The following is an 18669-nucleotide window of genomic DNA, read 5'->3' as shown; positions in this document are numbered from 1 at the left end:
CTGGCGGGGTGACGAATCCGAATGCCTCCTTTTCGTGGCCCGCGGTGCTGGGCAAGGTGACCGACGGTGTGGACCTGACCACCGACGAGGCCGCATGGGCGATGCGCGAGATCATGTCCGATTCGGCCACTGGCGCGCAGATCGCGGCCTTCGGCGTCGGTGTGAAGATGAAGGGCGCTGCGCCGTCAGAGCTCCGGGGCCTCGCCGATTCCATGCTCGCCTTCGCGAACCGCGTGGACACCGCGGTCGAAGCGGTCGACATCGTGGGCACCGGCGGCGACCGCTCGCACACGGTGAACATCTCCACCATGACGTCGATCGTCGTCGCCGCGGCCGGGGTGCCGGTGATCAAGCACGGGAACCGTGCGGCGTCGTCCAAGAGCGGCGGCGCCGACGTCCTGGAGGCCCTGGGAGTGGCGATCTCACTCGGACCCGAGGCGGTGGCCCGGTGTCTGGACGAGGTCGGCATCGGCTTCTGCTTCGCGCCGGTGTTCCATCCGGCCTTCCGCTTCACCGGCCCGCCCCGCAAGGAGATCGGCATACCGACCGTCTTCAACGTGCTGGGACCGCTGACCAATCCGGCCGCACCGCCGGCCGGCCTCATCGGTTGCGCCTTCGCCGACCTGGCGCCCGTGCTGGCTCAGACGTTCGCCGATCGGGGCAATCGTGCGCTCGTCGTCCGGGGCGACGACGGGCTCGATGAACTGACCACCACGTCGACGTCGACCGTCTGGCAGGTGTACGGCGGTCGGGTCCGGGAGCTCGCCGTGGATCCCGCCGATCTGGGCATCGGCCTGGTGGAGCTCGCTGCCCTGCAGGGCGGCGACGCGCTGGTGAACGCGCAAGTGGCGCGGGACCTCTTCGCCGGGTCGACTGGACCGGTGCGCGATGCGGTGACCCTCAACGCCGCGGCCGCCCTGGTGGCCTTCGAGCAGGACCGCCTGTACTCGCAGGACGAGTTCGTGGCGGCTCTGCGGGCCGCCATGAGACGGGTGGAGGAGGTGCTCGATTCGGGCGCCGCGGCAGCTCGGCTCGCCCAGTGGGCGCGCCTGAGCAGCGAACTGGCCGGCTGACCGGTCACTCTTCGCCGATCGAGAAACCGCCCTCCACCTCGGCGCTGGCGTAGCTCCGGAAGGCGATATGGGTGGCGCTGGTGCGCACGCCCGGAATCCGGTTGATCCGTCCGGTGACCACCTCGGCGATCTCCTCGTGATCGCGCACGCGCACCTTCGCGATCAGATCGACGTCTCCGGCGCACGAGTAGACCTCCGTGACGCCGGGGATGTCGGCTACGGCCTGTGCGGTCTCCGGGATCTGATGGACGTCGGCTCCGATGAGGACGATGGCGGTGATCATGCCCCGAGCCTAAACGAGCCGGTTCGGTTCGGCGCGAGCTCACGGGCCTGCCGCGCGGCGCGGCTGAACTCCCGCCGTCGCTGGGCCGAACCGACCGGGCACGACAACTCGCCGTCGACGGACACCAGGCGTGTGCCCGGCTCGTCGATCCAGCGTGCGATCAGGCCGACTTCCTCCGGCGGGGCACCGGACAGCGGTCCGTCCCCGGTGGCCGGAGCCGGCACGGTGCGGGCTCCGGCGACGACCGCCTCGACCACCGGCATCGGCGCCGCGCCCGGCGGAGCGCAGCCGGCGCCGGCGAGGCGGCCGAAGCGGACCACGGCGAACTCCCAGCCGCCGGCGGTGCCGGGCCGGGCGAGGACCAGCTCGGGGAGCCGGGCGATCGCCGCCAGGCGCTGGCAGCGAGCCAGCGCGTCGATGGTGGCGGCGAGCCGGTCGCGGGCGCGGGCCGCCGATTCGAAGCGACGTGATCGGGCGAGTTGCTCCAATCGGGCGGTGAGGCGGTCGAGCAACTCGTCGTCGAACCCGAGGACGAGGTCGTGTGCCGCCCGCACCCGCGGCAGATAGTCCGGGACCGTCTGCGGCCGGTCGCTGGCGGCCCGGCAGGCGCCCGGCATCGCGGCGACGAGTGGATCGGGGAGCGTGGCCGCACCGGCGGTGCCGATGCAGAAGTGATGGTCGGCGCTGGTGAGACCGGCCGTGCAGGTGCGCAACCCGGCCGCGCCGGCGATGACGTCGGCGATGTCGGCGGCCGCGCCGCGTTGAGCGATCGGGCCGACGGCGACCTCGCCCGGAGACCGGGAGACCTTGAGGCGCGGGAACCGCTCGGCGGTGAGCGTGATCCACCAGCCGCGCTGCGGGTTGCGGGAGCGGCGGTTGAACGACGGCTTGTGGGCGCCGAGCAGCGTGAGTTCGCGGACGCCGGCCTCCAGGCCGTGCGCGCATTCGATGTGATCCACGCGCTGCGTCAGCCCGACCATTTCTGCCATCCGTGGCCGGGGGTCTCCGGAGAAGTAGCTGCCGACGCGCCGCGCCAGGTCCACGGCGGTCCCTATGTAGAGGACCTCCTCTCCGGGGCCCCGGAACAGATACACGCCGGGCCGGTGAGGGAGGCCGGCGGCCAGCGCGCGCTTGGCGCGGATTGCCGGAGACACGCGCGGCAGGTAGCGGGTGAGGTCCCGGTAGGTGTGGACGCCCTGGTTGCCGACGCGTTCGAGGAGCCGGTGGAAGACGTCGACGGTGGCCCGGGCGTCGTCGAGTGCTCGGTGTGTCGGTTTCACCGACACGTCGAACAGGTCGGCCAGCGCGCTGAGTTTGACGGTGGGCGCCTCGTCGCGGCTGAGAATCCGGCGCGCCATCACCACGGTGCACAGTGTGGCGGGGAACGGCCACGGCAGGTGCTGGCGGGCCGCGGCGCGCTTGAGGAAGCCGATGTCGAATCGGGCGTTGTGGGCGACGAGGATCGTGCCGCGGGCGAACTCGAAGAACGCGGGCAGGACCTCCTCGATGGGCGGGGCGTCGTGCACCATCGCGCTCGTGATCCCGGTGAGCGAGACGATCTGCGGCGGGATCGCGCGGCCGGGATCGACGAGCGTGGCGAACTCGCCGACGACCTCGCCGCCGCGGATCTTGACCGCGCCGATCTCGGTGATCGCGTCGCGCTCGGCGCTGCCGCCGGTGGTCTCCAGATCGATGACGACCAGGGTGGTGTGCAGCAGCGAGGCGGTCGCGAACTCCTCGTCGTCGGGGAGGTCGGCGAAGCTCAATTGCGACATGCCGGCACGCTAGCGCGACCCTCGGACACCACGACGAGCATCGCCCGGCGCAGCGGCGGGCCGGTCTGACGACGTGGGTGCGCGGGTGCCCGGAACTGTCGGAGGCGCCGAATACTCTCCAGCCGGGGTCGAGCCTTGGGCCGGCTTCCGGCGTGTCGCGTGCCGGGCGAAATCGCACGTGACACTCGATTCATCAATGAATGAGAGGTAGATCACAGTGCGAATCGACTGCGCCACCTGCCCGGGGCGGGGAAGGGCCTGCGACGGATGTCTGATGCAGGTCTTCTTCGCCCCTGCGACCAGGGGCTTCGACCCCGGGGAAGACCCTGAGGGGGCGGTCCGTGATCTCCACGATGCGGTGGATGTGTTGGCCGCCACAGCGCTGATCTCGCCGACCGTCGCGAACGCGGCGAGACGCGACATCGATGCAGGTGGAGGCCCTGCGCGGAGCGCCGGACGGGGATTCTTGCGCGCGGTCGGCTGAGGCGTGCCGCGGACTCCTGTCGCCGGTTCGGTGGACATCTGCCGTCAAGGTTTCGTAATCTTTTCGAGACCTTCCCACATGGGGCTTCCACCAGGGAGTTCCGGGAGGGCACCGCCTAATCGCCAACCTGCACAAGGGGCGCGAACCGGGGACCCACTTCCTCCGGAGTGCGACAGGTGAGTCACCACTCGCCGTCGCCCGCCGGATCGGGGTGAATCGCGGGAGACCGCGTAGGGCCATCTCTTCCGGCCCGAATCCGACAGCTAACCCGGTCGGCGGTCAAGGGAGAAACTACAAGGAGAACTTTTTCCGTGGGTAAACACCGTATGGAACAGCCCCGTGCTGCCGTGAAGGCCGCCAAGACTGCCGTGATCGCCGGTTCGATCGCCGTCGGTTCCCTCGCGCTCGCCGCCGGCCCCGCCGATGCGGCGCCGATCTCGATCCCCGGTGTGGGCGACTTCGAGGTTCCGGGCGTCAACGAGAACCAGATTCCGCCGCAGTTCAAGCAGGGCAACAACAACGGCGGCCTGATCAACAGCCAGCCGGCCCGCGCCCAGAAGGCGCTGCGCGCCGCTGAGTCCAAGATCGGCTCCCCCTACTCGTACGGTGCCGCGGGCCCCAACGCCTTCGACTGCTCGGGTCTGGTCCACTGGGCCTACAAGCAGGCCGGCAAGACCATCCCGCGCGACAGCTACGGCCAGCTCGGCGGCGGCAAGCGGGTGGCCTCGCTCGCCGATGCCAAGCCCGGTGACGTCCTGATCTTCAACGGCGGAGGCCACGCCGGGATCTACGCCGGCAACGGCATCTTCGTGCACTCCTCGACCTACGGCGTGCCCGTCAAGCGCGACAAGGTCAAGGCTTGGCAGCTCACCGGCATCCGCCGGTACTGAGCCTGGTCAACGTTGTGAATGCTCCCAGAGCGAGCCGTGCGCCTTCGAACGCGCACGGCTCGCTCTGGCTCCGGTAGGGAACTTCTGAAGTGATGCGTACGACTGATTTCCTGCGCCGCGGCACGCGCCGAGCCGTGGCGACCGTCGCGGTGCTGGCCACCGCGGCGACTGTCGCGATCGCGCAGCCGGCGACGTCGAACGCCGACCCCGCGCGGAACCCCGACCAACTCCTGAAGCGCTACAAGCAGCTCTCGATTCAGGCCGAGAAGTCGGCCGAGGCGATGAACCATGCGCAGTCCGAGTACGACAAGCAGCGCAAGCTGGTCGTCCTGTCGCGCAAGAAGGCGTCGTCGGCCCAGAAGCAGCTCGACGACGCGACCAAGAAGATGGACGCGGCGCAGGTGAAGATCGATGCCCTCGCGCGCGCGAGCTATCGCGGTGCAAGGGTGAACCGGCTCTACGCCATGCTGGTGAGCGATTCGCCGCAGAACCTGCTCGACAACATGACCGACCTCGAGGTGATCTCCCGGCAGGCCACCGCGGATCTGCGCGCGGTCAAGAAGACGGCGAGCACCGCCGCGACCGCCAAGAAGAACGCGGAGAAGGCCGGCACCGACGCGGCGGCCGCGGTCAAGGACGCCCAGCGCAAGCGAGGCGACCTGCAGGCCAAGCAGGCCGAGCTGCAGCTCGAGGCGATCGGTGTGCGCGCCGTCTACCACTCGATGACCGGCCGTCAGTTGGCCGCCCTGCGCGGCCCGAAGTACGACTTCGATCCCCGGATCGTGCCCAAGGGCACGTCCCCGGCACTGATCGCCGTGCACGCAGCGCTGACGCGCATCGGCGACCCGTACGTGTGGGGCGCCACCGGGCCCGACGAGTTCGACTGCTCCGGCTTGATGGTGTGGGCCTACAAGCAGGCGGGCAAGACGATTCCGCGCACGAGCCAGGCGCAGATGGGCGGCGGCAGACCGGTCGACCGCAAGGATCTGAAGCCGGGCGACCTGATCATCCACTACGACGATGCGCACCACGTCAGCATGTACGTGGGCGACGGCTACGTGATTCACGCGTCCACCTTCGGGGTGCCGGTCGCGGTGGTCCCCGTCGACAAGGCCGGCCCGTTCAATACCGCACGACGGTACTGATTTGTCCGCAGCCTGCCGGTTGGTTCCGGCATCGCGTCTGATTCCGCCGTGTCGATCCGGTGTCGCCCGGGTGGTTTCGGCGGGTCTGGTCGGTCTGCTGGTCTTCGGCCTCGCTGCCTGTGGCGACGACGACGGCGCAGCGCCGTCGTCGTCGAGCACCGCGGTCTCCACGACGCCGATGAACGTCTACGAGCAGCAGCGCGCAGACGGCGTGAACGCGTTGCTCGACGACCTTGTGGCAGCGCTCACCGGCGGCGACAAAGCGCAGCTGGGGGCGTTGATCGATCCGCTCGCCACACCTGAGTTCCGCGACCGCTGGTACCGGACGCAAGCCGATCTGGGACCGACGCCGCCGAAGCGGACCGGTGAGGAGCCGTCCACGACGCACTCCACGGCTCGGTCGGCGCCGCGCTCGGAGCGCCCGCCGCGCAGTGCCCGCCCAGCGGAGCCGCGCGGGGCCAACCTGGTGCTGCGCACTTTCGACTACACGGTGGTCCAGTCGGACGCGCCGGACCGGCTGATCGGCGGAGCGCTGGGGGTGTCGTTGGGGGAGAACGGCAGTTCCGACAGCTGGGTGACTCCCGTGAAACTGAGGTACGCGCTCGGCGGAGTCTCCCGCCCCGGCGTCGACGAACCGGTGATCGAAGTGACCGAGGCGCTCGCCTTCGCTCGCTACGGCGACGAGTGGAAGCTTCTCGGCGACGGCTCGCTGGCGCCTGACCCCAGCATCGATCCGGGAGCACCCGCCCCGCCGCCGGAGTCGCCTCCGTGGGCGTTCGGCGGAGTGCAGGCCGCCGATGTGAAGACCGCAGGCGGGGCGTCGTCGATCCTGTCGTATCCGGGGACCGAAGCCACGGTCGCCGCGGTTCGGCGGGAACTGGGCCCGGCGGTCGCCGCGGTGAGCGACTTCTGGGGCGACGACTGGGCGCAGCGGGCCGTGCTGATGGTGACCGGCGATGCCGCGCAGTTCGCCGCGTTCACGCGGAGCGACCCGGACCGGATCGCCGCCGCGGCCGCCGCCACGGTGTACTCGCGGATCGATCGCGGATCGCGCACCGTCGTGGGGCAGCGGGTGGTGATGGCGCCGACGGCGGCTCAGCTCTCTCCGGCCGGAGTGGCGGTGGTGTTGCGTCACGAACTGACGCACGTGGCGACCCGGGTGGACACGGCCGAGGACGCCCCGATGTGGCTGACCGAAGGAGTGGCCGAGTATGTGGGACGTCGCGGCACCGACGCCGAGTTGACCGACGTGGCCCCAGAACTGGCCGCCGAGGTGGCCGGCGGCGACCTGCCCACCGGACTGCCCACCGACGAGGACTTCGCCGGGAGTGCCGATGCGGCTCGTCTCGCGTATCAGAGCTCCTGGAGTTTCGCCGAGTTCGTCGCCGACCGCTTCGGCGACGACAAGCTGCGCCGGATGTACCTGGCCGCCGCCCAGAGCGGCGCTGCGGCGCAGGTCGACACCGCGGTCGAGTCCGTTCTGGGCGCGGACACCGCCGAGCTTGTCCGCCAGTGGCAGACCTGGCTTCGGCGAGAAGTGCGCTGATGCGCCGCACGCTGCTGCTCACCAACGACTTCCCGCCGCGCCCCGGCGGAATCCAGTCGTATCTGGAGAACCTGATCGGGTACCTCCCCGCGGAGGAAGTGATCGTGTACGCGCCGCGCTGGAAGGGCTGCGAAGCGTACGACGCCGCCGCCCCCTACCGGATCGTGCGCCATCCGACGACACTCATGCTGCCGTCCTTGGCGGTAGCGCGCCGAGCGGCGAAGCTGGTGCGGGAGAACGATATTCACACTGTCTGGTTCGGCGCGGCGGCACCGCTGGCCGTTCTCGGGCCCGTGCTGCGGCAGGCGGGCGCACAACGCATCGTGGCGAGCACACACGGTCACGAGGTCGGTTGGTCCATGCTTCTCGGCGCGCGCCAGGTGCTTCGGGTGATCGGTGAGACCGCCGACGTCGTGACCTTCGTCAGCAAGTACACGCGCGGCAGGTTCGCCTCCGCGTTCGGCCGCTGGGGCGCCCTGGAGTATCTGCCCTGTGGGGTCGACGTCGACCGGTTCGCGCCGAACCCGGTCGCGCGCCAAGTGCTGCGCGACCGTTACGGGCTGGGCGACCGGCCCGTGGTCCTCTGTCTCTCCCGATTGGTCCCGCGCAAGGGCCAGGATGCACTGATTCGGGCATTGCCGCAGCTGATCGACGAGGTGCCCGACGTGCATCTGATGGTCGTCGGCGGCGGTCCGTATGGTGACCGGCTGAAGAGTCTCGCCGCGCGCACCGGCGTCTCCGACCGGGTGACGTTCACCGGATCCGTTCCGGCGGAGGAGCTTCCGGGCCACCACGCGATGGCCGACGTCTTCGCGATGCCCACCCGGACCCGCGGGGGCGGGCTCGACGTCGAGGGGCTCGGCATCGTCTTCCTGGAGGCGTCGGCGTCCGGGGTGCCCGTGGTCGCCGGTGATTCAGGGGGCGCTCCGGAGACGGTCCGCGAAGGTGAGACGGGCCTGGTGGTGGACGGCCGCGATGTCGGCGCGATCGCCGATGCCGTCGTCTCACTGCTGCGTGATCCGCAGCGGGCCAGGGAGATGGGCGAGGCCGGACGCCGGTGGACCGTGGAGAACTGGCAGTGGCGCCACCAGGCCGCGCGCCTGCAACAGCTGCTCTGACCGCTGCGACCCCCCGTTCACCGTGACCTGAGTTGCTACAGGCGGACCCTCTTCTGGGACAAGGGATTCGCGCAGCCCCACGGCAGCCGGAGGCGCTCATGCGCGCTGTCGAGCGTTAGTCGGGCTTCACGCCGGAAGTTCTCGCTCCTTGGGCGAGCTCCGTCAGCGGCTCTTTCCGGAGATCCGACGGGTGTGGCCGGGGATTTCGATTCGCAGCGCCCCCCGCAGCCCTCATCGAGGGGCAGGTGTTCGATCTCGATACGAGGATCGAGGGCGAGGACGAGCAAGAACGAAGATCCCCGGCCACACCCGGCCGAACACACGAAAGAAGAGAACTACTTCCGATAGATCTTCTCGATGGCGTGCGAGAACTTCTCGGCCACCACTTTGCGCTTCACCTTCAGCGTCGGGGTGAGCTCGCCGGTCTCCTCGGTGAAGTCCGTCTTGAGGATCCGGAACTTCTTGATGCCCTCGGCGTGCGACACGGTGGCGTTGGCCTCGTCGATCGCGGACTGGATCTCGGCGTGCAGGTCGGGGTCTTTGACGAGGAGCGGCATCGGCAGGTCGGCTGCCTTGTCGTTGCGGGCCAGCCAGTCGCCGATCGACTCCGGATCGAGGGTGATCAGGGCGCCGATGAACGGCTGCTGGTCGCCGACCACCATGGCCTGGGAGACGAGAGGGTGCGCCCGGATGATGTCTTCCAGGGGCGCGGGGGAGACGTTCTTGCCTCCCGCGGTGACGATGATCTCCTTCTTGCGGCCGGTGATCTTGAGGTAGCCGTCGTCGTCGAGCGTGCCGATGTCGCCGGTGTGGAACCAGCCGTCGGTGATCGCCTCGGCGGTGGCCTCCTCGTTGCGCCAGTAGCCGCCGAACACCACCGCACCGCTGAGCAGGACCTCACCGTCCTCGGCGATACGGACTGCGTTGCCGGGGATCGGCCGCCCGACGGTGCCCATCCGCACCTGTCCGGGGGTGTTGACGGTGATGGCCGCGGTGGTCTCCGTGAGACCGTAACCCTCGTACACCGGGATGCCGACGCCGCGGAAGAAGTGGCCGAGGCGGGCGCCGAGCGGTGCGCCGCCGGAAATGGCGAGCTCGCACTGCCCGCCGAGGGCGGCGGTGAGTTTGGAGTAGACGAGCTTGTCGTACAGCTTGTGACGCAGTTCCAGGAGGGTCCCGACGGAGCCTTGATCGGTGGCTTTGGAGTAGGCGATCGCGGTGGACGCGGCCCGGTCGAAGATCTTGCCCTTCACCGGACTCGCGTCGTAGGCCTTCTGCCTGGCCGAGTTGTACACCTTTTCGAAGACTCGCGGCACCGAGAGGATGAGCGAGGGGCGGAACACCTCGAACGTGGTGAGCAGGTTCTTGATGTCCGACGTGTAGCCGACCTGTACCCCAGCTTCGATGGCCACCAGGTTGATCGCGCGGGCGAGCACGTGGGCCATCGGCAGGAACAGGAGCAGGCGCTTGTCCTCGCCGAGCAGCTCTTGCAGCGAGGTGTCGAGCACTCCGCCGATCTCGCCGAGCAGGTTCCGGTGGTAGCACATGACGCCCTTGGGGCGGCCGGTGGTGCCGGAGGTGTAGATCAGGGTGGCGGGGGAGTCGGCGGTGAGAGAACGACGACGTGCGTCCAGTTCGGCATCGGTGACGCCGGCGCCTGCCGCGGTGAGCTGTTCGACGACGCCGGGCCCCTGCGCCGTGTCGATCACGAACACGCTGGTCGCCGCCGTCACGTGGGCGACCTCGGCGAGGAGGTTCCGCTTCGCGTCGTTCTCGACGATGATCGCGGTGGCGCCGGAGTCCTCCATGATCCAGTCGATCTGGGCGGCCGAGGAGGAGTCGTAGATGGGGACGGGAGTGGCGCCGGCGGACCAGACGGCGAAGTCGAGCAGGGTCCACTCCAGACGGGTCGCCGACAGCAGCCCGACACGGTCGCCGGCGTTGACACCGGACGCGATCAAGCCCTTCGCCAGCGCGCGCACCGTGTCCGCGGCCTCCCGGGCGCTGACCGGCAGCCAGTCGGCGCCGTCCTGCCTCAAGAAGACGGTCCGGCCGGGGTTGGCGGCCGCGACGTCGAACAGGACGTCGCCGGCGTTACGCTCCGGTGGGATCGTGTATGCGGCGGGCACGCGGCATTCGGCCATGGAAGTGAACACCCTTCGGTTGCGGCGTCGATCTACGCACTGATCGGCGATCAGCGAAAGTCTAACGCTCGCACCGGTGCCGCTGATCGGCACGGGTGACTTTCGCCGTCGGCGGACCGTGTGTGATGCTAATGGGGTGACGACCATTCAGGTGGCTGACGAGACCTTTGTGGCCGCGGCCCCGACGACGGCCGGCGCCGTGGTGAACGATCGCGCGCGCTGGAAGCGGTGGTTCGGCGATCTGCGGCTCGAGGTGGTCGAGGATCGCGGTGATCAGGGCGTGCGCTGGCGGGTGAGCGGGCCGCTGGAGGGCACGATGGAGATCTGGTGCGAGGCGGTTCTCGACGGCTTCGTCCTGCACTACTATCTGCACGCCGAGCCGACGCGTCCGTTGCCGAGCGAGCCGGCGGCGGCCATGGCCGAGGTCGCCGAGCTGAACAAGCAGCGCCGAGTGGCGGGCAAGGAGATGTCGTTCGAGGTGAAGGCGCTGCTGGAGGGCGATCGCGAGATCGGCGGGCCGGCGACCCCGGACCCGGCCTGCGCAGACCCGGCGAGCGCTGATCCGGGGAGCGTCCGTGGCTGATCACACCGAGCGGTCCATCGTCGTCGGCGCCGACGTGGACGCGATCATGGACGTGATCGCCGACTTCGACAACTATCCGTCGTGGGTCACCGCTGCGCGCGAGGTGACGGTGCTGGAGACCGGTCCGGACGGCCGCGCGGCGAAGGTCCGCTTCGAGCTCGATGCGGGTGTCCTCACCGACACCTACGTGCTCGACTATCAGTGGGCGGCCGACGGCACGGCGGTGTCCTGGCAACTGGAGTCCAGTGACCTCCAGCGCGACCAGCGCGGGTCGTATCGGCTCAGCCAGCAGGTGCCGGGCTCGACCAAGGTCACCTACACGCTCACCGTCGACCTGAAGATTCCGATGATCAGCCAGCTGAAACGGCGAGCCGAGAAGGCCATCACCGATGCCGCGCTGACCGACCTGAAGAAGAGGGTCGAAGGCTGATCGATCTGGCACCACTCCATCTGGTTCTCGGGCCCGGTGGTTCGGGGGTATCCGTGCTCGCCGCGGCCGGGGCGCTGGACCTGGCCGAGGCGTCCCGGGCGACCCGCCGTGCCGACGGAGCCGGCGCGACGCGGCCGTCGTGGGCTTCGGTCGGCAGCACTCTCCTGGTGACGGTCGACCCGCGGTCGCCGCTCCCGCGCCTGCTCGGTGTGTTCCGGGTTCCGGGCGAGGCGGTCTCGGTGACGGCCGAGTTGGACCTGCTGACGCTGGATCGGCTCGCGGTGACCGAGTCCGCGTGGATCGACTTCACCGCCGCCCTGAATTCGGCGGGAGCGGTCGGCAACCTGTTGCCGGTCGTGGGCACGATCGCCGGCATCGATGCCGGCGAGCTCGCCGGACTGCCCGGCGCCCAGGAGTTTCTGCTGCTGCGGGCGGTCCGCGAGGCGGCGACCTCGGGCCGCTGGCAGCGGATCGTGGTCGACCTGTCCGGTGCCGGCGACCCGTACGAGCTGCTACGCGCGCCGACGGTGCTGGCGACGGCGATCAGCCGGCTCTGGCCCCGTCATCGTCGGCTCGCGGAGGCATCGGAGAAGCCCGCCCTCGCCCCGCTCGCGGGAGCCGTGGAGGGCATCGCCCGCGACTGTGAGGACCTCGGCGAGCTTTTCACCGATCCGCACGCGGTGGCCGCCCACCTGGTGCTCCCCGGCGGCGAGCGTGGGGTCGAGGCACTGGGCGACCATGCGGCGCTCGCGGACCTGATGGGCCTGCCCCTGCGTTCGGTGCTGGTCGACGCCGGCCCGGGCCTGCTGCCGACGGATCCCGTGACCGCGGCGGCGCGGAGGGTGTTCGGCGCGGAAGCGGGTTCGGCCGTCTCCGTCCTCGCGATCGACGGCGCGGACGCCGCCCCGTCACGGTTGTCGCAGCTGCGCCGGCTGGACGTGCGGTTGCCGGCGCCGAACGGCAGGCCACGGGGTGCGGCGGCGGCGAACGTCGTGCACCTCGGGGGCGAAGGCCTGGCTGCGCGCTATCGGCTCAGCTGGCGTCAGCGCCTCGCCGATCCCGAGCGTCTTGCTCTCGGTCGGTCGGGCGACGACCTGCTGGTGACGGTATCCGGATTCCGGCATCCGGTCCGGCTGCCGTCGGTGCTGCGTCGGTGCCGGGTGACCGGGGCCGACTGGGACGGGGAGAGTCTGCAGGTGGACTTCGCCCCGGATCCGGCGGTCTGGCCGCAGCGCTGAACGTCCGGCGCTGAAGCATCCGTCCGGCGCCGAATCGTCCGGCCGGCGAGGAGCGCCGGCGCGGCGGAGAGTATTCTGTCCAGACCGCCGAAGACGATGAGGGGATCGCGCGAGATGACCGACGCCGGACAGGGAAGCGCCGGAGACGCCGCAGGCGATCCGTTCGGTCCTCTGCTGCTCGGATTCGCCGCGCAGATCGATCAGCTCGCCGGCCTGATCGCCGGAAGCAGTGTCGGCGGAACCGGTCCGGCCGCATCGTCGGCCGGGGGAACCGAGCACGGCGTTCCGGTCGGCGAGTTGATGTCCGAGGTCGGCACGCTGGTCGGCGAGCTCGGGGATCTGCTCGCCCGGCTGCTGAGTGCGCTGATCGCGGTCCTCGAGGCCGTCGCGGCGATGCTCAGGTCGGACCAGGGGACGCCCGGGCGCGCGCCCACCTCGTTCCAGACGATTCCGGTGCGGATCACCACCGCACCGGCCCATCCGTGACAGGGTGTTCGCGTGAGCACCATGAATGATCTCACCATCGGCATCGACATCGGGGGCACCAGCGTTCGCGCCTCCGTGGTCGACGGCCGCGGAAGCATGCTGGACACGTTGCGTGCGGCCACCCCGCCCACCGCCGGGGCACTGGAACACTGCCTCGACCGCCTGGTCGCCGAGTTGCGCGACCGGTGGGCGGTGCGCGCGGTGGGGCTCGCCATCGCCGGGTTCCTCTCTCCCGACTGTCAGACGGTCCGCTTCGCGCCCCACCTGGCGTGGCGGGAAGCCGCGGTGCCCGCCGAGATGAGCGCCCGGATCGGCCTGCCGGTGTTCGCCGAGCACGACGCGAACTCCGCCGCACTGGCTGAACTGCACTTCGGCGCCGCGGCCCGCGGGCACAACACGCTGGTGATGGCGCTGGGCACCGGTATCGGCGCCGGCATGCTCATGGGTGGCGAGATCTACCGCGGAAGCTTCGGGGTGGCACCCGAATTCGGCCACATCGTCGTCGTTCCGGACGGACGGCCGTGCGACTGCGGAAAGCGCGGCTGCCTTGAAAGGTATTGCAGCGGAACGGGTCTGGTTGATACCGCAGTGGAGTTGCTGGCACGTGAAGACGCGCGGCATTCGGTTCTCGCGGCCGAGTCGATGGCCGATCCGGGCTCGTTGACGGGCCGCCGGGTCGCGGCGGCGGCCGCCGACGGCGATCCGATCGCGCTCGCGGCGTTCGCGAGTCTCGCGCGATGGCTCGGTCAGGGCATGGCGATGATCGCCGACGTCTTCGATCCCGACCTGATCGTGATCGCGGGCGGCCTCGGCACGGCGTCGGGTCTGTATCTCGATGAGGCGCGCGAACACTACGCCCAGGTGGTCACCGGGGCCGGTCACCGGCAGCTCGCCCGGATCAGGGCGACGCAACTGGGCGAGAGCGCCGGTGTGATCGGGGCCGCGCAGATGGCGCGGCTGCGGCTGGCGAGCCGGTCCGCGCAGGCCGAACCGGCGCTGTCCGCCGCTGAAGTAAAGTGAGGGCCCATACTCAGGTCCCGCGTCGACAGAGCGGGCACAGCGAGGCAGGGAGCGGGTCGGCAGATGTGGTATTACCTCTTCAAGTACGTGCTGATGGGGCCGTGGTTGTGGCTCATGGCGCGGCCGAAGGTCGAGGGCTTGGAGAACATCCCGGACGACGGTCCCGCACTGCTTGCGAGTAATCACCTGGCGGTCGTCGACAGCTTCTATCTGCCGCTGATGGTGCGGCGGCGCATCTTCTTTCTCGCGAAATCCGAGTACTTCACCGAGCCGGGTCCCAAAGGCCGCTTCAAGAAGTGGTTCTTCAGCTCCTCGGGGCAGATTCCGATCGACCGTTCCGGTGCATCGGCGGCGGCCGGGGCGCTGTCCGCGGGCAAGCGGGTGATCGAGTCCGGCGGCCTGCTGTGTCTCTATCCCGAGGGCACTCGTTCACCGGACGGCCGTCTGTACAAGGGCAAGACCGGGCTCGCGCGGATGGCGCTGGAGACCGGAACCCCGGTGATCCCGGTCGCGATGATCGGCACGGACAAGATCAACCCGCCCGGAACCATCCTCCCGCGGCCGACGCGGATCACCTTGAAGTTCGGTAAGCCGCTGGACTTCTCGCGTTACGAGGGGATGGCGGGCAACCGCTTCATCGAGCGGGCGGTGACCGACGAGATCATGTACGCGCTGATGCGCCTGTCCGGTCAGCAGTACGTCGACGTGTACGCGGCGAGCCTGAAGAATGCGACGACCGACGACGCTCCGGCCAAGGGCGACACCGCCGCCTGATCACCGTCCGCGGCGCTCCGCGGCGGGGTCCGCTGCGTCGGTCGGGGTCACCGCGGGGCCGTCGTCGGCGATGCGAAACGGTTTGACGGCCAAGAGCAGCAGAAAGCCGAGCGCCCACAGCAGGTAGGCGTTCCCGGCGATCTGCTGCCACCACGACCACGCGGTCACATCCTCGGGCATCAACTGGAACGGACCGATCGCGAAGATCGGGATGCCGACCACGCCCAGCAGTCCGAAGAGACGTCCGCCGAGCCGATCACGCGTCGCCACCCCGATCGTCAGGCAGGCGAGCACGGCCGGCAGCGACCAGACCCAGTGGTGCGACCAGGTGGTCGGCGCCACCAGCAGCCCCCAGAAGGCGACGATGCAGGCCGCGATCAGGGCGTTGACGTCGTCGCGCGGAGTCGGCGCCGGTCCGAAGGACTCGCTCGGGCGGCTCCGCCACAGCGCCACGGCCGCCAACGCGGTCACGACCAGGGCCGAGATCACCCACGCCGCCGGCGCCGCTGGGTTGTCGACGCCCAGCAAGCGCAGCCACGCGGCGTTGAGGTTCTGATTGATCGGACCCTCCGGCACCCCGATCCGGGTCGTGTGGAAGACGGTGTACGACCAGTACTTCGCCGAATCCGCGGGCAGCCAGGCTGCGGCGATCAGCCCGGCGGAGACGAAGGCGCCGACCCCGACCCAGGCCGCCCGCCAGCGCCCACTCGCCGCGAAGACGCCCAGGAAGACGAGCGGAGTGAGCTTGACCGCTGAGGCCAGCCCGATCAGCGTGCCCCGCAGCGGTCCGTCCGGGCGGACCACGAACAGATCCACCACGATCAGCACCAGCAGGATCACATTCACCTGACCGAAACTGAGCGTCATGCCGAACGGGTTGAACCACACCGTCGCGGCCGAGATCACCAGGGCCAGCAGCACGCGGTTGCCGGGGTGGCCGATGCCGAGCAACCGCAAGAAGACCACGGTCACGTACACCAGACACGCGATGCTGACGACGGACAGGCCGATCCCGGCGATCCCGAGGGGGATCGCGCCGAGCGGCGTGAACAGCAGCGCCGCGAACGGCGGATAGGTGAACGGGAGCCAGATGCCGTCCTGGGTGAACGGCAGCGAACCGTCGGCGTACAGGCTGATGCCCTGCTGCCACAGCGCGCCGCCGAGCCGGTAGACGTCCAGGTCGAACCGCGTCCGGGTGCCGAAGCTGGAGGTGCCCGGCACCCCGACGATCTGCAGCACAGCCGAGACTGCGAAGACCAGTGCGGCGGCGGCCCAGGCGAAGGCCCCGGGCCGCCAGCGTCGCAGGGCGATCGCCGTCGGACGCGCGTGCGGGGACATGGCGTCAAAGGTACTTCGAAGCGGGCGTCGTGGATAATCGGCACTCGTGCGCTACTTCTACGACTGCGAGTTCATCGAAGACGGCCGGACGATCGACCTGATCTCGATCGGCGTGGTCGCCGAAGACGGTCGTGAGTTCTACGCGGTGTCGACGGAGTTCGATCCGGCCAAGGCCGGCCGCTGGGTGCGCGACAACGTCTTGGACAAACTGCCCTCGCCGGCCGACAAAGCGTGGCGGAGCCGACGGCAGATCCGCGACGAGCTGTACGAATTCCTGGTGGCGGGCGAGGGTGAGGTCGAACTGTGGGCCTGGGTCGGGGCGTACGACCACGTCGTCGTCTGCCAGCTGTGGGGTTCGATGGTCGACCTTCCGCGGGAACTGCCGCGCTTCACCCGGGAACTGCGGCAGTACTGGGAGGCAGCCGGTTCGCCGCCGCTGCCCGCGACCAGCCGGGACGCGCACAGCGCCCTGGTCGACGCCCGGCAGAACCTGCTGCGCTGGCGGGCCATCGAGGCGGCCGCGGCGGCGCCTACTCGGTGATCGCCGCGGGTGCGCACACGATACTGTGGAGCCCGTGGTGAACTGGACCGTAGACGTGCCCATCGACGAACTGCCGGAGCTGCCCCCGTTGCCGGGCGCGCTGGCCGACGAGTTCGCGGATGTGATCTCCCGCCCGGCGCTGCAGCAGCCGAGCTGGCCGGCGGAAGAGGCCCGCAAGATGCGGACCGTGCTGGAGTCGGTGCCGCCGATCTGCATGCCGTCGGAAGTCGAGAACCTGTTCGGTCAGCTCGGCGAGGTGGCCCAGGGCCGGGCGTTCCTGCTGCAGGGCGGCGACTGCGCCGAGACCTTCGCGGCCAACACCGAGCCGCACATCAAGGCCAACATCCGCACGCTGCTGCAGATGGCGGTCGTGCTGACCTACGGGGCCAGCCTGCCGGTGGTGAAGGTGGCGCGGATCGCCGGTCAGTACGCCAAGCCGCGGTCCTCGGACACCGATTCCCTGGGCCTGCTCAGCTACCGCGGCGACATGATCAACGGCCTCGAGCCGAACGACGCTGCGCGCGTGCACGATCCGTCGCGCCTGGTGCGCGCGTACGCCAACGCCGCGGCGGCCATGAATCTGGTGCGTGCGCTGACCGGTTCCGAGGCGAGACTGGCGCGCGTGCACGACTGGAACCGGGAGTTCGTGCGGACCTCGCCTGCCGGTGCGCGCTACGAGGCCCTCGCCGCCGAGATCGACCGGGGCCTGCGCTTCATGGATGCGTGCGGAGTCCACGACTCGAGCCTGGAGTCGGCATCGATCTTCGCCTCCCACGAGGCGCTGGTGATGGACTACGAGCGCGCCATGTTGCGGCTCGCCGACGACCCGCAGGGCGGCGACGATCCGGTCCTGTACGACCTGTCGGCGCACTTCCTCTGGATCGGTGAGCGGACCCGCCAGCTCGACGGTGCCCACATCGCGCTGGCCAAGACGATCGCCAACCCGATCGGCGTCAAGATCGGTCCGACGACGACGCCCGAGCAGGCCGTCGAGTACGTGAAGCTGCTCGATCCGCAGAACCGTCCGGGCCGCCTCACCCTGGTCGCCCGCATGGGCAACGACAAGGTGCGCTCGGTGCTGCCGCCGATCATCGCCGCCGTCGAGGCCACCGGACACAAGGTGATCTGGCAGTGCGACCCGATGCACGGCAACACCCATACCGCGTCGAACGGGTTCAAGACCCGGCACTTCGACCGCGTGGTCGACGAGGTGCAGGGCTTCTTCGAAGTGCATCGCGCTCTTGGGTCACATCCGGGCGGCATTCACATCGAACTGACCGGCGAAGACGTCACCGAGTGCCTCGGCGGCGCACAGGATCTGTCGGATCTCGATCTGGAGAGTCGCTACGAGACCGCCTGCGACCCCCGTCTGAACACGCAGCAGTCGCTGGAACTGGCCTTCCTCGTCGCCGAGATGCTGCGCGGCTGACACTCATGACCGCGGGTTCGGCACCCGATGCATGGCCGAAGTGGAATCGGTGGCTCACGATCGCCGGCGGCGTGCTGCTGACTCTGGAGTCGGCGGCGCTGGGGCTGTTGACCGTGATCTACTTCCTCTCCACAACGATCTGCGGGTTGTATTGCGAGCAGGCCTGGGAGTACTTCGGGCGCGGCCTGACGGCGCTCGCGATCGGCGGGCTGGTGACGGTCGGCGCGGTGATCGGGGCGTGCGTGTGGCGACGCTGGTCCAGCGTGTTCCTGCTCGCCGGGATCCTGGTGCTGGCGGTGACCTTCGTCGTGATGATGCTCGTGGGGACCGGGCCGCTCGGCGAGGCGTAGCCGAGCTCCTCAGGACACGAAC

Annotated in this window: 18 protein-coding genes and 1 riboswitch; of the genes, 14 read left to right on the top strand and 4 right to left on the bottom strand. The window is 69.8% G+C overall.

The window, feature by feature from the left end; all coding sequences use genetic code 11:
• Positions 1 to 8 precede the first annotated feature (8 nt).
• Complete coding sequence (gene trpD / locus C6V83_RS12940) at positions 9 to 1073, top strand: anthranilate phosphoribosyltransferase (protein WP_105942739.1); 1065 nt, start codon at positions 9 to 11, stop codon at positions 1071 to 1073.
• A 4-nt stretch (positions 1074 to 1077) separates the two neighbouring features.
• Here the strand turns inward: trpD and C6V83_RS12935 are convergent, their stop codons facing one another.
• Together C6V83_RS12935 and C6V83_RS12930 are read right to left on the bottom strand one after the other, a co-directional pair.
• Positions 1078 to 1356 (bottom strand): Lrp/AsnC family transcriptional regulator, encoded by a 279-nt coding sequence (locus C6V83_RS12935; RefSeq protein WP_105942738.1) that lies wholly within the window; start codon positions 1354 to 1356, stop codon positions 1078 to 1080.
• Positions 1353 to 3131, bottom strand: a complete 1779-nt coding sequence (locus C6V83_RS12930) for a DEDD exonuclease domain-containing protein (protein WP_105942737.1) — start codon at positions 3129 to 3131, stop codon at positions 1353 to 1355. The genes C6V83_RS12935 and C6V83_RS12930 overlap by 4 nt, the downstream gene beginning before the upstream one ends.
• A gap of 594 nt (positions 3132 to 3725) precedes the next feature.
• Positions 3726 to 3908: riboswitch (cyclic di-AMP (ydaO/yuaA leader) on the top strand.
• 18 nt (positions 3909 to 3926) lie between these two features.
• Between C6V83_RS12930 and C6V83_RS12920 the strand changes: the two genes are divergently transcribed.
• The 4 genes from C6V83_RS12920 to C6V83_RS12905 all read left to right on the top strand — a co-directional run bounded on the left by C6V83_RS12920 (position 3927) and on the right by C6V83_RS12905 (position 8314).
• The gene (locus C6V83_RS12920; RefSeq protein WP_105942735.1) at positions 3927 to 4505 is read left to right on the top strand and encodes a C40 family peptidase; all 579 of its coding nucleotides are present in this window, start codon (positions 3927 to 3929) and stop codon (positions 4503 to 4505) included.
• A gap of 92 nt (positions 4506 to 4597) precedes the next feature.
• Entirely contained in the window at positions 4598 to 5650 is a 1053-nt protein-coding gene (locus C6V83_RS12915; RefSeq protein WP_105942734.1) for a C40 family peptidase, read from the top strand.
• 70 nt (positions 5651 to 5720) lie between these two features.
• A complete protein-coding gene (locus C6V83_RS12910; protein ID WP_105942733.1) occupies positions 5721 to 7196 on the top strand; it encodes a peptidase MA family metallohydrolase in 1476 nt (491 codons plus the stop codon).
• The gene (locus C6V83_RS12905) at positions 7196 to 8314 is read left to right on the top strand and encodes a glycosyltransferase family 4 protein (RefSeq protein WP_105942732.1); all 1119 of its coding nucleotides are present in this window, start codon (positions 7196 to 7198) and stop codon (positions 8312 to 8314) included. Before C6V83_RS12910 ends, C6V83_RS12905 begins: the two co-directional genes overlap by 1 nt.
• Positions 8315 to 8649: 335 nt before the next feature.
• On the opposite strand, the gene C6V83_RS12900 is transcribed toward C6V83_RS12905, so the two are convergent.
• Positions 8650 to 10458, bottom strand: coding sequence for an AMP-dependent synthetase/ligase (locus C6V83_RS12900; protein WP_105942731.1), 1809 nt, complete (start codon positions 10456 to 10458; stop codon positions 8650 to 8652).
• Between the two features lie 136 nt (positions 10459 to 10594).
• Between C6V83_RS12900 and C6V83_RS12895 the strand changes: the two genes are divergently transcribed.
• The 6 genes from C6V83_RS12895 to C6V83_RS12870 all read left to right on the top strand — a co-directional run bounded on the left by C6V83_RS12895 (position 10595) and on the right by C6V83_RS12870 (position 14989).
• A complete protein-coding gene (locus C6V83_RS12895) occupies positions 10595 to 11041 on the top strand; it encodes a hypothetical protein (protein WP_199832515.1) in 447 nt (148 codons plus the stop codon).
• Positions 11034 to 11471 (top strand): SRPBCC family protein, encoded by a 438-nt coding sequence (locus C6V83_RS12890; protein WP_105942730.1) that lies wholly within the window; start codon positions 11034 to 11036, stop codon positions 11469 to 11471. The genes C6V83_RS12895 and C6V83_RS12890 overlap by 8 nt, the downstream gene beginning before the upstream one ends.
• 20 nt (positions 11472 to 11491) lie before the next feature.
• Positions 11492 to 12709 carry an ArsA family ATPase gene (locus C6V83_RS12885; protein WP_105942729.1) on the top strand — a complete coding sequence of 406 codons (1218 nt, stop codon included), beginning with the start codon at positions 11492 to 11494 and terminating at the stop codon, positions 12707 to 12709.
• A 114-nt stretch (positions 12710 to 12823) separates the two neighbouring features.
• Positions 12824 to 13195: a hypothetical protein gene (locus tag C6V83_RS12880; RefSeq protein WP_105942728.1), complete on the top strand. Its 372-nt coding sequence runs from the start codon at positions 12824 to 12826 to the stop codon at positions 13193 to 13195.
• A 21-nt stretch (positions 13196 to 13216) separates the two neighbouring features.
• Positions 13217 to 14215 carry an ROK family protein gene (locus C6V83_RS12875; RefSeq protein WP_105942727.1) on the top strand — a complete coding sequence of 333 codons (999 nt, stop codon included), beginning with the start codon at positions 13217 to 13219 and terminating at the stop codon, positions 14213 to 14215.
• 63 nt (positions 14216 to 14278) lie between these two features.
• Positions 14279 to 14989, top strand: coding sequence for a lysophospholipid acyltransferase family protein (locus tag C6V83_RS12870; protein ID WP_105942726.1), 711 nt, complete (start codon positions 14279 to 14281; stop codon positions 14987 to 14989).
• Here C6V83_RS12870 and C6V83_RS12865 read toward each other — a convergent pair whose 3' ends face one another.
• Complete coding sequence (locus C6V83_RS12865; RefSeq protein ID WP_105942725.1) at positions 14990 to 16327, bottom strand: glycosyltransferase 87 family protein; 1338 nt, start codon at positions 16325 to 16327, stop codon at positions 14990 to 14992. It lies immediately after the preceding gene.
• 46 nt (positions 16328 to 16373) lie between these two features.
• Between C6V83_RS12865 and C6V83_RS12860 the strand changes: the two genes are divergently transcribed.
• From C6V83_RS12860 to C6V83_RS12850, 3 genes are read left to right on the top strand one after another with little or no spacing between them, the layout of a single operon-like run.
• Positions 16374 to 16868, top strand: coding sequence for a polyadenylate-specific 3'-exoribonuclease AS (locus C6V83_RS12860; RefSeq protein ID WP_105942724.1), 495 nt, complete (start codon positions 16374 to 16376; stop codon positions 16866 to 16868).
• Between the two features lie 34 nt (positions 16869 to 16902).
• Positions 16903 to 18297, top strand: coding sequence for a class II 3-deoxy-7-phosphoheptulonate synthase (locus C6V83_RS12855; RefSeq protein ID WP_105943935.1), 1395 nt, complete (start codon positions 16903 to 16905; stop codon positions 18295 to 18297).
• A 5-nt stretch (positions 18298 to 18302) separates the two neighbouring features.
• Positions 18303 to 18647, top strand: coding sequence for a hypothetical protein (locus C6V83_RS12850; RefSeq protein WP_105942723.1), 345 nt, complete (start codon positions 18303 to 18305; stop codon positions 18645 to 18647).
• Positions 18648 to 18669 lie beyond the last annotated feature (22 nt).

Source organism: Gordonia iterans (assembly GCF_002993285.1).
Lineage (GTDB): Bacteria > Actinomycetota > Actinomycetes > Mycobacteriales > Mycobacteriaceae > Gordonia > Gordonia iterans.
The sequence above is the reverse complement of the archived record's forward strand: the minus strand, read 5'-3'. Positions and strand labels throughout refer to the sequence as shown.

Bases quoted from the DNA above. Each gene is read 5' to 3' on its own strand.
- C6V83_RS12935 (WP_105942738.1), bottom strand. From the start codon at position 1,356: ATGATCACCGCCATCGTCCTCATCGGAGCCGACGTCCATCAGATCCCG.
- C6V83_RS12905 (WP_105942732.1), top strand. From the start codon at position 7,196: ATGCGCCGCACGCTGCTGCTCACCAACGACTTCCCGCCGCGCCCCGGC.
- C6V83_RS12900 (WP_105942731.1), bottom strand. From the start codon at position 10,458: ATGGCCGAATGCCGCGTGCCCGCCGCATACACGATCCCACCGGAGCGT.
- C6V83_RS12865 (WP_105942725.1), bottom strand. From the start codon at position 16,327: ATGTCCCCGCACGCGCGTCCGACGGCGATCGCCCTGCGACGCTGGCGG.
- C6V83_RS12930 (WP_105942737.1), bottom strand. From the start codon at position 3,131: ATGTCGCAATTGAGCTTCGCCGACCTCCCCGACGACGAGGAGTTCGCG.
- C6V83_RS12875 (WP_105942727.1), top strand. From the start codon at position 13,217: ATGAATGATCTCACCATCGGCATCGACATCGGGGGCACCAGCGTTCGC.
- C6V83_RS12915 (WP_105942734.1), top strand. From the start codon at position 4,598: ATGCGTACGACTGATTTCCTGCGCCGCGGCACGCGCCGAGCCGTGGCG.
- C6V83_RS12850 (WP_105942723.1), top strand. From the start codon at position 18,303: ATGACCGCGGGTTCGGCACCCGATGCATGGCCGAAGTGGAATCGGTGG.
- C6V83_RS12880 (WP_105942728.1), top strand. From the start codon at position 12,824: ATGACCGACGCCGGACAGGGAAGCGCCGGAGACGCCGCAGGCGATCCG.
- C6V83_RS12870 (WP_105942726.1), top strand. From the start codon at position 14,279: ATGTGGTATTACCTCTTCAAGTACGTGCTGATGGGGCCGTGGTTGTGG.